This window comes from Azoarcus sp. L1K30 (assembly GCF_018122735.1).
GTDB lineage: Bacteria > Pseudomonadota > Gammaproteobacteria > Burkholderiales > Rhodocyclaceae > Parazoarcus.
On the sequence record NZ_JAGRRD010000001.1, the window covers coordinates 4,585,486 to 4,598,492 of the forward strand.

Sequence of the window (13,007 nt, forward strand, 5' to 3'; positions counted from 1 at the left end):
GGTTGCGACCGTCCCGACGCTGGCGCCTGCGGTGCCGGCCAATGTGCCTGCCGGTGTCTCGGCGCCAGCGACCGAGGCGACGCCGGCAGGGGCCGAGGCTGCTGCCGAACCGCCTCCGCCACTGCGGTTCACCTTTTCGGGCGAATCCTGGGTCGAAGTGCGGGATGGGGCGGGCACGATCGTATTTTCGGGGCTTGGCGTTGCCGGCAGCTCCCGCACCGTGCAGGGCAAGCCGCCCTTTGCACTGGTGATTGGCAATGCACGCAGTGTGCAGCTCGAATTCAACGGCAATCCGGTCGATCTTGCACCGCACACCAAGGTCTCGGTTGCCCGACTGACGGTCAAGTGACATGACGCAATCCACTCCAGTATTCGCCCCGCTGCCTCGTCGTGCAACGCGCCTTGTCCGCATCGGAAAGGTCGCCGTCGGCGGCGCTGCACCCGTAGTCATACAGTCCATGACCAATACCGATACCGCGGATGTGCTCGGTACGGCGATGCAGGTCGCCGAGCTCGCCCGTGCGGGATCGGAAATGGTGCGCATCACCGTCAACAATGAAGACGCAGCGCGGGCCGTACCGCATATTCGCGACCGCCTGCTGGCATTGAACATGGACGTGCCGCTGGTGGGCGATTTCCACTATAACGGTCATACCCTGCTCAGCAAGCATCCCGCCTGTGCCGAGGCGCTGGCCAAACTTCGTATCAATCCGGGCAATGTGGGCGCAGGCAGCAAGCGCGACCCTCAATTCGCGGCGATCGTCGAGATTGCCTGCAAGTACGACAAACCGGTTCGAATCGGCGTGAACTGGGGTAGTCTGGATCAGTCGGTGCTGGCTCGCATCATGGACGAGAATGCCGTTCGGGCGGTGCCGCGCGACGCCGGCGCGGTGATGCGAGAGGCACTGGTCGTTTCGGCGCTGGAGTCCGCGGCCAAGGCCGAGGAGTACGGACTGGGTGCCGACCGCATCATCCTGTCGGCCAAAGTGTCCAGCGTGCAGGATCTGATTGCCGTCTATCGTGATCTGGCGCAACGCAGCGATTATCCGCTGCATCTCGGTCTGACCGAGGCCGGCATGGGCAGCAAGGGGATCGTCGCATCCACGGCCGCCCTTGCCGTACTGTTGCAGGAAGGCATCGGTGACACGATTCGCATCTCGCTCACCCCTGAGCCCGGCGGCAGCCGAACCCAGGAGGTGGTGGTTGCGCAGGAGATTCTGCAGACGATGGGCTTGCGGGCGTTTACGCCCATGGTGACGGCATGTCCCGGCTGCGGCCGAACGACCAGCACTTTCTTCCAGGAGCTGGCCTCCGGCATCCAGAATTACGTGCGCGAGCAGATGCCGGTCTGGCGCGAGCAGTACGACGGCGTCGAGAACATGACGCTGGCTGTCATGGGATGCGTGGTGAACGGGCCGGGCGAGAGCAAGCACGCCAATATCGGTATTTCCCTGCCAGGCACGGGGGAGTCGCCGGCGGCGCCGGTATTCGTCGATGGCGAAAAGACGGTTACCCTGCGCGGCGATAATATCGCCGCGGAGTTCAAGGCCATCGTCGATGATTACGTGGCCACTCGGTACATCAGAAAGGCGGGCTGAGCACCTGGCCCGACAACAACAAGACAACGACAAGCAGATCCATCCATGAGTCAGACCTTGCAAGCCGTCCGCGGGATGAACGACATCCTGCCCGACGACGCCGAAATCTGGGAGCACTTCGAAGACATCGTGCGCGATTGGCTGCGCAGCTACGGCTACCGCCCGATCCGCATGCCCATCGTCGAGCCCACGCCGCTGTTCAAGCGTGCGATCGGCGAAGTGACCGATATCGTCGAGAAGGAAATGTATTCGTTCGAGGACGCGCTCAATGGCGAGCACCTGACGCTGCGTCCGGAAGGCACGGCGTCGTGCGTGCGCGCAGCGATACAGCACAACCTGGTGGCGGCAGGGGGGCCGCAGCGCCTCTACTACCAGGGGCCGATGTTCCGTCACGAGCGCCCGCAAAAGGGACGCTATCGCCAGTTTCACCAGATCGGTGTCGAGGCGCTCGGCTTTGCCGGGCCGGACATCGACGCCGAACACATCATCATGTGTGCCCGGCTGTGGGATGACCTCGGTCTGGAGGATGTGAGGCTCGAACTCAATTCGCTCGGTTCCGCCGAGGAGCGGGCGTTGCATCGCGCGGCGCTGATCGCCTATCTCGAGCAGCACCAAGCCCGCCTGGACGAGGACGGGAAACGCCGCCTCTATACCAATCCGCTGCGGATACTGGATACCAAGAACCCGGATCTGCAGGATGTGGTCGAGGCGGCGCCCAAGCTGGCGGACTATCTCGGCGATGAATCGCAGGCGCATTTCAATGCGGTTCAGACGCTGCTCAAGGACGCCGGCATTCCGTTCCGTATCAATCATCGACTCGTGCGCGGTCTGGATTACTACAACCGCACGGTGTTCGAGTGGGTGACGACACGCCTCGGCGCGCAGGGCACGGTGTGCGCCGGCGGACGTTACGACGGTCTGGTCAGCCAGCTTGGCGGCAAACCGCAGCCGGCGGCGGGTTTTGCCATGGGCGTGGAGCGCTTGCTGGCACTGTGGCGCGAAAGCGGCGGCGAGGCAGAGCGCCCGGTGCCCGATGTGTACGTGGTGCATATGGGCGACACTGCTCGCCGGCTGGCTTTCCGCGCGGCCGAGGCCTTGCGCGGACATGGCTTCATGGCCGTCCTGCACTGTGGTGGCGGCAGTTTCAAGTCGCAGATGAAGAAGGCCGACGGCAGTGGCGCGGCGGTGGCGGTGGTGATCGGCGAGGACGAGGCGCTTGCCGGTGAAGTCGGCGTGAAGCCCCTGCGTGGGCCGGGATTGCAACAGCGCGTGGCGGTGGATCTGGTATCCGAGACCGTGGCGCAGCTCGTGTTCAACGAGAATGGCGAAGAAGGGGCTGACAATGGCAGTGTATGACCTGGAAGAGCAGGAACAGATTTCCGAACTCAAGGCATGGTGGTCGCAGTATGGCAAGCTGGTGACAGCGATTGCCGTCGCTGCGGCGGTCACCTCGGTGGGTTGGCAGGGCTGGCAGTGGTACAGGAACAAGGTCGCTGCCGAAGCCGGCGCGGTGTATTACAGCCTGCAGCAGGCGGCAGCGGGGCAGGACGCACAAAGGGCGCGCGATGCCGCCGGGCGCCTGATCGGGGATTACGGCAGCACCGCCTATGCACAGCTGGGTGCCCTGCTGTCTGCCTCGGTGCAGTTTGCCAAGGGCGATCTCGACAACGCCCGGGCGCAGCTCGAATGGGCCGCGGACAAGGGCGCAGACCCGGCCTTGCGCGAGCTTGCGCGATTGCGCCTTGCCGCCGTGTTGTTGCAGCAGGGCGCCAAGGATCAGGCACTCGAGCGTCTGCAACCGGTGCCGGCCGGTGCCTATCGCGCGCGTTTCGAGGATCTGCGCGGGGATGTGCTCGCGGCGCAGGGCAAGACGTCCGAGGCCCGTGCCGCCTATCAGGCCGCGATCGAGGCCCTGGCCATTGCGGGTGACGAGGCGGTGACGCTGCGCGAGGTTGTGCGCGTCAAACTTGAATCGCTTGAAGGCTGAATCATGAAATCATCCAATCTGCGCATGTTGCCGATGCTGTGCGCCTTCGCCCTGCTTGCCGGTTGCTCCTCGCTGAACCCCTTCGCCAGCAGCGCGCCGAAGCCCGCCGAGCTGGCCGATTTCAAGCCCACTGTCGACCTGCACGAACTGTGGAAGACCAACATCGGCAAAGCCGGTACCTACGTCTTTCGGCCGGCGGTGGTCGGTGACAGCGTCTATGCGGCTGCGACGGGGGGCAGCGTCGCCCGCTTCGACGGCGCGCGCGCGGTGTGGCGCAGTGACGCAAAGACCGAGTTGTCGGCCGGCGTTGGCAGTGACGGCCGGCTTGCCGTGGTGGTGAGCGTTGGTGGCGAAGCCATTGCCTACGATGCGCAGAGTGGCGCCGAGCGCTGGCGTGTGCCGGTCGGGGCCGAGGTGCTCGCGCCGCCCGCGGTCAATGCCGATGTGGTGGTCATGCGTGCGTCAGATCACCGATTGATCGCACTCAATGCGCGGGACGGAAGCCGGCGCTGGGTGTATCAGCGCAACAACCCCGCGCTAGCCCTGCGCAGCCATGCAGGCGTGGTGCTCGAAGGCAATGTCTTGCTGGCGGGCTTCCCCGGCGGCAAGCTGGTGGCCGTCAACCTGGCCAACGGTGGCGCCTTGTGGGAGTTGAACGTGGCCACGCCGCGCGGCGCGACCGAGCTCGAGCGTGTGGCAGACGTTGCCGGCACGCCGGTGGTGAGCCGGCGCGAGGTTTGTGCCGTGACCTATCAGGGACGCGCAGCCTGCTTTGACGGCAGCAACGGCAACGCGCTGTGGGCGCGCGACTTCTCGAGTGCGGTGGGCATGGATCGCGACACCCGCTTCGCCGTCATTACCGACGACCACGATGCCGTGCAGGCACTTGACGTGTATAGCGGGGCGAGCATGTGGAAGCAGGATGCGCTGGTGCGGCGCAAAGTGTCGCGTCCTCTCATTGTCGGCGATTACGTCGCCGTCGGCGATGTCGAGGGATATGTTCATCTGTTGCGTCGCGAGGATGGTGCTTTCGCCGCCCGCCGGCGTGTCGATAGCAGTGCGGTCGTGGCCGACCTGCAGCGCCTGGGCGGCGGCTTCGTCGTTCAGACGCGCGATGGCGACATCGTCGCCTATGACGTGCGTTAAGTCGGAATACTCTTTGTGAAACCTACCATCGTCCTCGTCGGTCGTCCCAATGTGGGCAAATCGACGCTTTTCAACCGCTTGACGCGCACCCGTGATGCGCTGGTTGCCGACCAGCCCGGTTTGACCCGCGACCGCCACTACGGTATCGGTCGCGTGGGAGACCGGGACTACCTCGTGGTCGATACCGCCGGCTTCGATCCCGTGGCCAAGGACGGAATCATGCACGAGATGGCGCGCCAGGCGGAGCAGGCCATCGCCGAAGCCGACGTGCTGCTCTTCCTCGTCGATGGCCGCGCCGGGCGCACGCCACATGACGAACAGATTGCCGCACGGCTGCGTCGAGCGGGGCGACCCGTTCACCTCGTCGTGAACAAAGCCGAGGGGCTGGAGCGCGCGCTGGCCTCGGCCGACTTCCATGCTCTCGGGTTCGGCGCGCCGTTGCCGGTGTCGGCAGCCCATGGCGACGGTGTCAAGCAGCTGGTCGAACTCGTTCTCGCACCGTTCGCGCCTGATGACGAGCCTGCATCCAGCGAGGACAGCGGTCCTTCGGTGGCGATCGTGGGACGACCCAACGTCGGCAAGTCGACGCTGGTGAATACGCTGATCGGCGAAGAGCGCGTGATTGCATTCGACCTGCCCGGTACCACGCGCGACGCGATTTCTATTCCATTCGAACGTGGCGGCAAGCATTACACACTGATCGATACGGCCGGGCTGCGGCGACGTGGCCGGGTTTTCGAGGCGGTGGAAAAGTTCTCCGTGATCAAGACCCTTCAGGCGATTCAGGAAGCGAACGTGGCCGTGTTGGTGCTTGACGCCTCGCAGGAGATCTCCGATCAGGATGCGCATATTGCCGGCTTCGTGCTCGATGCCGGCCGTGCGCTGGTGGTGGCGATCAACAAGTGGGACGCCGTCGACGATTACCAGCGTGACCAGCTCAAGCAGGAGATTTCGCGCAAGCTCGGCTTTCTGTCATTTGCCCGCTTTCACCAGATTTCGGCACTGAAGGCCGACGGCGTGGGCGCGCTGCTGAAGTCGGTCGATGCGGCGTATGCAGCGGCGATGTCGAACCTGTCAACGCCACAACTGACACGCACGATGCAGGCCGCCATTGCAAAGCAGGCACCGCCACGCCACGGCACTTCCCGACCCAAGCTGCGCTATGCGCACCAGGGCGGCATGAACCCGCCGATCATCGTGATCCATGGTAATTCTCTGGAAAACCTCCCGACTTCCTATGTGCGTTACCTCGAACGTGCCTTCATGGAGGCATTCAAACTTCAGGGTACCCCCTTGCGCATCCAGTTCCGTACTGCGCACAATCCGTACGCGAGCAAACCCTGATTGCGCGAAATCCTTGTCTCCACACCAGGATTTGCGCCGTGTTGTCATGTTGCGACGCAGCAATAATTACTATACATTCTTATAAACACAAGATAACGAGGTTCCACAATGAGCAATAAAGGGCAACTTTTACAAGACCCGTTTTTGAACACCCTGCGCAGGGAGCATGTGCCTGTCTCGATCTACCTGGTCAATGGCATCAAGCTGCAGGGGCAGATCGAATCGTTCGACCAGTATGTTGTGCTGCTCAAGAATACCGTCACCCAGATGGTCTACAAGCACGCCATCTCGACCGTGGTGCCCGCCCGCCCGGTGACCATACAGCAGCAGGAAGCGGCCGAGGGCGCCAACTGATTTCCCCTTTCGGTCTAACCGCTCGGCGGCTACCTGCCGCGCTCAGTGCCCATGTTTGAACGTCCCGAGAGCGGCGAGCGGGCGGTACTCGTCCAGCTCGATCTGCGGCAGGGGGCGTTCGAGGAGCGTCTTTCCGAACTCAAGCTGCTGGCTCAGAGTGCGGGCGCCAGCGTCGAAGCGGTGGTGTCCGGCCGTCGTGCTGCGCCTGATCCGGCGCTTTTCGCCGGGCGGGGAAAAGTCGCGGAAATCGCCGAGGCGCTGCGTGCCAACGAGGCCGATCTGGTCATCTTCAATCATGCGCTGTCGCCCGGCCAGCAGCGCAACCTCGAGCGCGAGCTCGGCCATCGGGTCATCGACCGTACAGCGCTGATTCTCGACATCTTTGCGCAACGCGCGCGAAGTCACGAGGGCAAGTTGCAGGTCGAGCTGGCACAGCTCAGTCATCTGGCGACCCGCCTTGTGCGTGGCTGGACTCACCTCGAACGCCAGAAGGGCGGCATCGGTTTGCGTGGGCCGGGCGAAACCCAGCTCGAGACCGACCGTCGCCTGCTGGGGATCCGGGTGAAGATGCTGAAGCTGCGGCTCAAGCAGATCGAGAAACAGCGTCGCACCCGTCGCCGCGGCCGTGACCGCCAGGATGTGCTGTCGGTGTCGCTGGTCGGCTACACCAATGCGGGCAAGTCCACACTGTTCAACGCGCTGACCAAGGCAGGCGGCTACGCCGCCGACCAGCTTTTCGCCACGCTGGACACGACCTCGAGAAGACTTTTTGTCGGTTCCGGGAACGTCGTGCTGTCCGACACGGTCGGATTCATCCGTGATCTGCCGCATGCGTTGGTAGAGGCGTTCAAGGCGACGCTGGAGGAGACGGCCCAGGCTGACCTTCTGCTTCACGTCGTGGATTCGGCCAGCGAAGACCGCGATGCGCAGATTGCGGCAGTAAATGACGTGTTGGCCGAGATCGGCGCTGCCGATGTGCCGCAAATTCTGGTGTGGAACAAGATTGACCTGACCCACGCCGAGGCGGCAGTCGAGAGGGGTGACTGTGATAGAATCAGGCGCGTTTTTTTGAGCGCGAGAAGCGGCGATGGGGTGGACCTGATGCGTACTGCATTGGCCGAGATTGCACAGGCCTCGACCCAGCGCGTAATCGACGCTCGAGAAGCAGCTGCTTCCGATCCTGAGCACGACGTCGACTCCGTCAATAACTTTCCATTGCAACAGTGATAACAGGCATTCTCATGTCACTCAACGATCCACGCTGGGGTAACCGCGGAAACGACGGTGATCGCGGCGAAGGCAATCGCGGCGGTAACCAGGGGCCTCCTGATCTCGAGGAAGTCTGGCGCGATTTCAATCAACGACTTTCCGGTATGTTCGGCGGCAAGCGCGGCGGACGCGGCAGCGGTTCGGGCGGTGGCGACGGCGGCGATGGTCCACAGTTGCCGAACTTCTCGTTCAAACAGTTTGGCGGCGGCATCGGTGCACTGCTGGCGCTGGTTGTCGTCGTGTGGCTGGCGAGCGGTTTCTACACCGTTGACGCGAACCAGCGTGGCGTCGTGCTGCGGCTGGGCAAGTTCGTCGAGACGACCGAGCCCGGTCTGCGCTGGCGCCTCCCCGCACCGATCGAGTCGCACGAGATCGTCGACCTCACCGGTGTGCGCACGGTCGAAGTCGGCTATCGCGGCTCCGAACGCAACAAGGTGCTGCGCGAGGCGCTGATGCTGACTGATGACGAGAACATCATCAGCATTCAGTTCGCGGTTCAGTACGTGCTCAAGAGTCCCGAGAGCTACGTCTTCAACAACCGTTTTCCGGACGAGTCGGTCGCCCAAGTGGCCGAAACTGGCATGCGCGAGATCGTCGGCAAGAGTCGCATGGACTTCGTGCTGTACGAAGGGCGCGAAGAGATTGCCGCCACTGCGCAGGAGTTGATGCAGCGCATTCTCGATCGCTACGAGACGGGTATCCAGATCAGCCGTGTGACCATGCAGAACGCGCAGCCGCCGGAGCAGGTGCAGGCTTCCTTCGACGATGCGGTGAAAGCGGGCCAGGATCGCGAGCGGCAAAAGAACGAAGGCGAGGCTTATGCGAACGACGTCATTCCGCGTGCGCGGGGTACGGCTTCGCGCTTGCTTGAGGAGTCCAGTGCGTATCGCGAGCGGGTGATCGCCAACGCCGAGGGTGAGGCGAGCCGTTTCAACCAGATCTACACCGAATTCAAGCGGGCGCCCGAAGTGACCCGGGAGCGCATGTACCTGGAGACCATGCAGCAGATACTGGCCAGCACCAGCAAGGTCATGATCGATGCCAAGGGCAATGGCAATTTGCTGCTCCTGCCGCTCGACAAGATCATTCAGCAGGCGGGCAGCGCACCTGCGCCAACCGTATCTGATCCGCAGGTGACCCTGCCTGCAGCAACCAATGCACCGGCCGGCAGCCTGGATCCGCGCAGTCGCGATCTGCTGCGCAGCCGTGAGCGGGGAGAGCGTTGATGCGTGACAAGATTTCCCTGATCGGTGGTGCGCTGCTGTTCGTCGCAGCGGTGGCCTCCATGTCTCTATTTACGGTCGATCAGCGCCAGTTTGCGATCGTGTTCCAGCTCGGCGAAGTCAAGGATGTCATCAGTACGCCGGGTTTGAACGTGAAGCTGCCCCTGATTCAGAACGTGCGTTACTTCGACAAGCGCATCCTTACCATGGATACGCCGGAGCCTGAGCGCTTCATCACCTCGGAGAAGAAGAACGTGCTGGTGGACCACTTCGTCAAGTGGCGCATCATCGACCCGCGTTTGTATTACGAGTCGGTGGCGGGCGACGAATCGCGCGCCCGGATTCGTCTGGCGCAGACGGTCAATGCCGGGCTGCGCGAGGAGTTCGGCAAGCGCACGGTGCATGACGTCGTGTCGGGTGAGCGTGACCAGATCATGGAGGACATGCGTGCCAAGGCCGACCAGGACGCGCGCAAGATCGGCGCCCAGATCATCGATGTGCGCCTGAAGCGGGTCGATCTTCCCACCGAAGTGTCCGCTTCCGTGTATAGCCGGATGGAAGCCGAGCGCAAGCGCGTGGCCAACGAATTGCGCTCGCAGGGTGCGGCCGAGGCCGAAAAGATCCGTGCGGATGCGGATCGTCAGCGTGAGGTCATCATCGCTGAGGCCTACCGCGACGCCCAGCGTGAAAAGGGTGCCGGTGACGCCAAGGCAACCTCGATCTACGCCGACGCCTTCGGGCAAAGCCCGGAGTTCTATTCCTTCTATCGCAGCCTCGAGGCTTACCGGGCGAGCTTCTCCGGCAAGGACGACGTGATGGTGGTCGACCCGAGTTCGGACTTCTTCAAGTTCATGAAGAACTCCAAGGGGTCGGGACGGAACTGATCCCTGATGGGCAACTCCCTGCTGACGGCCTTCGCGCTGATGTTGATCATCGAAGGCATCGTCCCCTTTGTCGCGCCAGCTACCTGGCGCGAAACCTTTTTGCGTCTCGCCCGCATGGCTGACGGCCAGATACGTTTCTTTGGCTTGTCATCGATGCTGGCGGGACTGGTCCTGTTGATTGTCTTTGGTTGATTCTTTCATGCGCTGGGTATTGCCCGATCACATACAGGACGCCTTGCCGTCCGAAGCCGACAAGCTGGAGGGGCTGCGCCGCAGGCTGCTCGACGCTTTCCGCGTGCGTGGCTACCAGCAGGTCATGCCGCCGCTGCTCGAGTATCTCGATTCACTCACGACTGGCGCCGGGCAGGATCTGCGCTTGCGGACCTACCAGTTGGTGGATCAGTTGTCGGGGCGGACGATGGGGGTGCGCGCGGACATGACGCCGCAGGTCACTCGCATCGACTCCCATCTACTGAACCGCAAAGGGGTGTCGCGCCTGTGTTATTGCGGCAGTGTGCTGCATACGCTGCCGTCAACATTGACCGCGACCCGCGAACCCTTGCAGCTCGGGGCTGAGCTCTATGGTCACGCCGGGATCGAGGCGGATATCGAGATCCTTCGCCTGCTGAATGATGTGATGCGGCTTGCCGATGTGCCGGCGACCCGCATCGACATTGGCCATGTCGGCCTCTTCCATGCGCTTGCCGGGCGTGCGGGTCTGGTGCCAGGGCGTGAGGAGGCGCTGTTCGACCTGCTTCAGAGCAAGGATGTCCCGGGCTTGCGCGACATGCTGGCGGACGTGCCGGAGCCTGTGCGCAGCGCGCTGCTGCTGCTGCCCGAGTTGTATGGCGGCCCCGATGTGATCGATGCCGCGGCGGCGCGTTTGCCGCGGGACGCCGAGATCGATGCCGCGCTGGGCGATCTGCGCCTGCTTGCTGCGGCATTGTCGGACTTGCCGGTGAGTTTCGATCTGGCGGATCTGCGCGGATACCACTATCACAGTGGTGTGGTGTTTGCCGCCTATGGTGGCGGCTCGCCCTCGGCGCTGGCGCTGGGCGGACGATACGACCGCGTGGCTCAGGCCTTTGGACGTGCACGGCCGGCGACCGGCTTCAGCCTCGACTTGCGCGAACTGGCTTTGCGCCTGCCGGATCCTGCGCCCGCCGGCGCGATCCTTGCGCCGCATGCGCAGGGTGCCGATTTGCAGGATGCAGTCATGGCCTTGCGAGAGCAGGGCGAAATCGTCGTGATCGGCCTGCCCGGGCACGATGGAACGTGGAATGAAGCCGGATGTGACCGGCAGCTTGTGATGCGGGAAGGCCAGTGGATGGTCGAGCCGCTTCAGGGAGAGTAAACAGATGTCAAAGAACGTAGTGGTTGTCGGTACGCAGTGGGGCGACGAGGGCAAGGGCAAGATCGTCGACTGGTTGACCGATCATGCGCAAGGCGTGGTTCGTTTCCAGGGCGGCCACAATGCCGGCCATACGCTGGTGATCGGGCAGAAGGAATACAAGCTAAATCTGGTGCCGTCGGGCATCGTACGTGAGGGCGTGGCCTGTTACATCGGCAATGGTGTCGTGCTCGACATTCATCACCTGCTGTCCGAAATCGCCACGCTGGAAGCGGGCGGCATCAAGGTCAGCGAGCGCCTGCGTATCAGTCCGGGGTGTCCGCTGATTCTGGGTTACCACTCGGCACTCGACCGCGCGCGCGAGGCGAAGAAGTCCGCTGGCGACAAGATCGGCACGACCGGCAAGGGTATCGGTCCTACCTATGAAGACAAGGTGGCGCGCCGCGCGCTGAGGGTCTACGACCTCTTCGATCGCGAGCGTTTTGCCGAGAAGCTGCGGAGTAACCTCGAATATCACAACTTCGTGCTGACCCAGCACCTGGGTGCGGACGCGGTCGACTTCCAGACTGTCTTCGACGAGGCGATGCGTGACGCCGAGAAGATCCTGCCGATGGTGGCAGATGTCTCGGCCGAACTCTACGCGGTGAACAAGAACGGCGGCAGTCTGCTGTTCGAAGGCGCACAGGGTACCTTGCTGGACATCGATCATGGCACCTATCCCTTCGTTACCTCGAGCAACTGCGTGGCGGGTCAGGCTGCAGCCGGTTCGGGCGTCGGGCCTGGGCGCCTGCACTATGTACTCGGGATCACCAAGGCATACTGCACCCGCGTGGGTGGCGGCCCGTTCCCGACCGAGCTCGACATCGAGACCAAGGGCGTGCCCGGCGAGCAGATGTCGACCAAGGGTCGTGAGTTCGGTACCGTCACGGGGCGCAAGCGTCGCTGCGGCTGGCTCGATCTTGCCGCGCTGAAGCGTTCGATCATCATCAATGGTGTGACCGGGCTGTGTATCACCAAGCTCGATGTGCTCGACGGTCTGACCGAGCTCAAGCTGTGCACCGGCTACATGCTCGACGGCAAGCGCATCGATCTGCTGCCGATGGGGTCCGAAGAGGTCACCCGCTGCGAACCCATCTACGAAACGATGGCCGGCTGGAGCGGCACGACCTTCGGCGCGCAGAGCTGGGACGCGCTGCCCCAGGAGGCACGCGCCTACCTGCACCGCATCGAAGAGATCTGCGAGATTCCCATCGATGTGATTTCCACCGGTCCGGAGCGTGACGAGACCATTCTGCGTCGCCATCCTTTTGGGGCCTGATGAACGTGCGCCGTGCGCCGGTTGTGAGACCGGCGCCGTCGCTGGCGTGCGCCGCAGGGCGGAAAAAGCAAAAAGCCGACACAAGGTCGGCTTTGCTTTGAAACTGGTGCCCAGAAGAGGACTCGAACCTCCACGCCTCGCAGCGCTAGGCCCAGAAGAGGACTCGAACCTCCACGCCTCGCAGCGCTAGTACCTGAAACTAGTGCGTCTACCAATTCCGCCATCTGGGCAGGGAGGCGCATTGTATCCGGATCATCTTGCCGATGGAAGGCAAAATCGGCAAAAATTTCTGTCCGGTACGAGAACGGCTGTCGTGAGCGCGTTTCGTGTGCGTTGGCACTTGCCCTCAAGGCCGCCGTTGCAGATCGATCAATCAAAACTACAAAACAAAAAAGCCGCTCCGAAGAGCGGCTTTCCTGCGAAACTGGTGCCCAGAAGAGGACTCGAACCTCCACGCCTCGCAGCGCTAGTACCTGAAACTAGTGCGTCTACCAATTCCGCCATCTGGGCAAGAGCCGCGCATTATAAGCACC

The 13,007-nt window shown here is 63.1% G+C and carries 13 protein-coding genes and 2 tRNA genes; 13 read left to right on the plus strand and 2 right to left on the minus strand.

Going from position 1 to position 13,007, the window contains the following annotated elements; all coding sequences use genetic code 11:
* From J5J83_RS21095 to J5J83_RS21155, 13 genes are all read left to right on the plus strand, one after another.
* A partial coding sequence (locus tag J5J83_RS21095; RefSeq protein ID WP_212352010.1) for a DUF4115 domain-containing protein occupies positions 1 to 349 on the plus strand: 349 nt, incomplete at its 5' end.
* Position 350: 1 nt separating this feature from the next.
* Complete coding sequence (ispG, locus tag J5J83_RS21100; RefSeq protein ID WP_212352011.1) at positions 351 to 1,598, plus strand: flavodoxin-dependent (E)-4-hydroxy-3-methylbut-2-enyl-diphosphate synthase; 1,248 nt, start codon at positions 351 to 353, stop codon at positions 1,596 to 1,598.
* A 45-nt stretch (positions 1,599 to 1,643) separates the two neighbouring features.
* Positions 1,644 to 2,954 carry a histidine--tRNA ligase gene (gene hisS / locus J5J83_RS21105; protein WP_212352012.1) on the plus strand — a complete coding sequence of 437 codons (1,311 nt, stop codon included), beginning with the start codon at positions 1,644 to 1,646 and terminating at the stop codon, positions 2,952 to 2,954.
* Positions 2,941 to 3,585 carry a tetratricopeptide repeat protein gene (locus J5J83_RS21110; protein WP_212352014.1) on the plus strand — a complete coding sequence of 215 codons (645 nt, stop codon included), beginning with the start codon at positions 2,941 to 2,943 and terminating at the stop codon, positions 3,583 to 3,585. Before hisS ends, J5J83_RS21110 begins: the two co-directional genes overlap by 14 nt.
* A 3-nt stretch (positions 3,586 to 3,588) precedes the next feature.
* The gene (bamB, locus tag J5J83_RS21115) at positions 3,589 to 4,731 is read left to right on the plus strand and encodes an outer membrane protein assembly factor BamB (protein ID WP_212352015.1); all 1,143 of its coding nucleotides are present in this window, start codon (positions 3,589 to 3,591) and stop codon (positions 4,729 to 4,731) included.
* A gap of 15 nt (positions 4,732 to 4,746) precedes the next feature.
* Positions 4,747 to 6,075 (plus strand): ribosome biogenesis GTPase Der, encoded by a 1,329-nt coding sequence (gene der, locus J5J83_RS21120; RefSeq protein WP_212352016.1) that lies wholly within the window; start codon positions 4,747 to 4,749, stop codon positions 6,073 to 6,075.
* 108 nt (positions 6,076 to 6,183) lie between these two features.
* On the plus strand, positions 6,184 to 6,429 hold the full coding sequence (gene hfq, locus J5J83_RS21125; RefSeq protein WP_212352017.1) for an RNA chaperone Hfq: 246 nt from the start codon (positions 6,184 to 6,186) through the stop codon (positions 6,427 to 6,429).
* Between the two features lie 51 nt (positions 6,430 to 6,480).
* A complete protein-coding gene (hflX, locus tag J5J83_RS21130) occupies positions 6,481 to 7,656 on the plus strand; it encodes a GTPase HflX (protein ID WP_212352018.1) in 1,176 nt (391 codons plus the stop codon).
* A 14-nt stretch (positions 7,657 to 7,670) separates the two neighbouring features.
* A complete protein-coding gene (hflK, locus tag J5J83_RS21135; RefSeq protein ID WP_212352019.1) occupies positions 7,671 to 8,924 on the plus strand; it encodes an FtsH protease activity modulator HflK in 1,254 nt (417 codons plus the stop codon).
* Positions 8,924 to 9,805 carry a protease modulator HflC gene (hflC, locus tag J5J83_RS21140; RefSeq protein WP_212352021.1) on the plus strand — a complete coding sequence of 294 codons (882 nt, stop codon included), beginning with the start codon at positions 8,924 to 8,926 and terminating at the stop codon, positions 9,803 to 9,805. Before hflK ends, hflC begins: the two co-directional genes overlap by 1 nt.
* Positions 9,806 to 9,811: 6 nt before the next feature.
* Positions 9,812 to 9,997 (plus strand): DUF2065 domain-containing protein, encoded by a 186-nt coding sequence (locus J5J83_RS21145; protein WP_212352023.1) that lies wholly within the window; start codon positions 9,812 to 9,814, stop codon positions 9,995 to 9,997.
* A gap of 7 nt (positions 9,998 to 10,004) precedes the next feature.
* Positions 10,005 to 11,159 (plus strand): ATP phosphoribosyltransferase regulatory subunit, encoded by a 1,155-nt coding sequence (locus J5J83_RS21150; protein WP_212352025.1) that lies wholly within the window; start codon positions 10,005 to 10,007, stop codon positions 11,157 to 11,159.
* 4 nt (positions 11,160 to 11,163) lie between these two features.
* On the plus strand, positions 11,164 to 12,474 hold the full coding sequence (locus J5J83_RS21155; protein ID WP_212352027.1) for an adenylosuccinate synthase: 1,311 nt from the start codon (positions 11,164 to 11,166) through the stop codon (positions 12,472 to 12,474).
* 148 nt (positions 12,475 to 12,622) lie between these two features.
* Here the strand turns inward: J5J83_RS21155 and J5J83_RS21160 are convergent.
* Together J5J83_RS21160 and J5J83_RS21165 are read right to left on the minus strand one after the other, a co-directional pair.
* Positions 12,623 to 12,704: transfer RNA gene (locus tag J5J83_RS21160), tRNA-Leu, on the minus strand.
* 195 nt (positions 12,705 to 12,899) lie between these two features.
* Positions 12,900 to 12,984 (minus strand) — tRNA-Leu (locus J5J83_RS21165).
* Positions 12,985 to 13,007 lie beyond the last annotated feature (23 nt).

Coding starts and splice junctions, on each gene's coding strand:
- ispG (WP_212352011.1), top strand. CDS start 351: ATGACGCAATCCACTCCAGTATTCGCCCCGCTGCCTCGTCGTGCAACG.
- hisS (WP_212352012.1), top strand. CDS start 1,644: ATGAGTCAGACCTTGCAAGCCGTCCGCGGGATGAACGACATCCTGCCC.
- J5J83_RS21110 (WP_212352014.1), top strand. CDS start 2,941: ATGGCAGTGTATGACCTGGAAGAGCAGGAACAGATTTCCGAACTCAAG.
- bamB (WP_212352015.1), top strand. CDS start 3,589: ATGAAATCATCCAATCTGCGCATGTTGCCGATGCTGTGCGCCTTCGCC.
- hfq (WP_212352017.1), top strand. CDS start 6,184: ATGAGCAATAAAGGGCAACTTTTACAAGACCCGTTTTTGAACACCCTG.
- hflX (WP_212352018.1), top strand. CDS start 6,481: ATGTTTGAACGTCCCGAGAGCGGCGAGCGGGCGGTACTCGTCCAGCTC.
- hflK (WP_212352019.1), top strand. CDS start 7,671: ATGTCACTCAACGATCCACGCTGGGGTAACCGCGGAAACGACGGTGAT.
- hflC (WP_212352021.1), top strand. CDS start 8,924: ATGCGTGACAAGATTTCCCTGATCGGTGGTGCGCTGCTGTTCGTCGCA.
- J5J83_RS21145 (WP_212352023.1), top strand. CDS start 9,812: ATGGGCAACTCCCTGCTGACGGCCTTCGCGCTGATGTTGATCATCGAA.
- J5J83_RS21150 (WP_212352025.1), top strand. CDS start 10,005: ATGCGCTGGGTATTGCCCGATCACATACAGGACGCCTTGCCGTCCGAA.
- J5J83_RS21155 (WP_212352027.1), top strand. CDS start 11,164: ATGTCAAAGAACGTAGTGGTTGTCGGTACGCAGTGGGGCGACGAGGGC.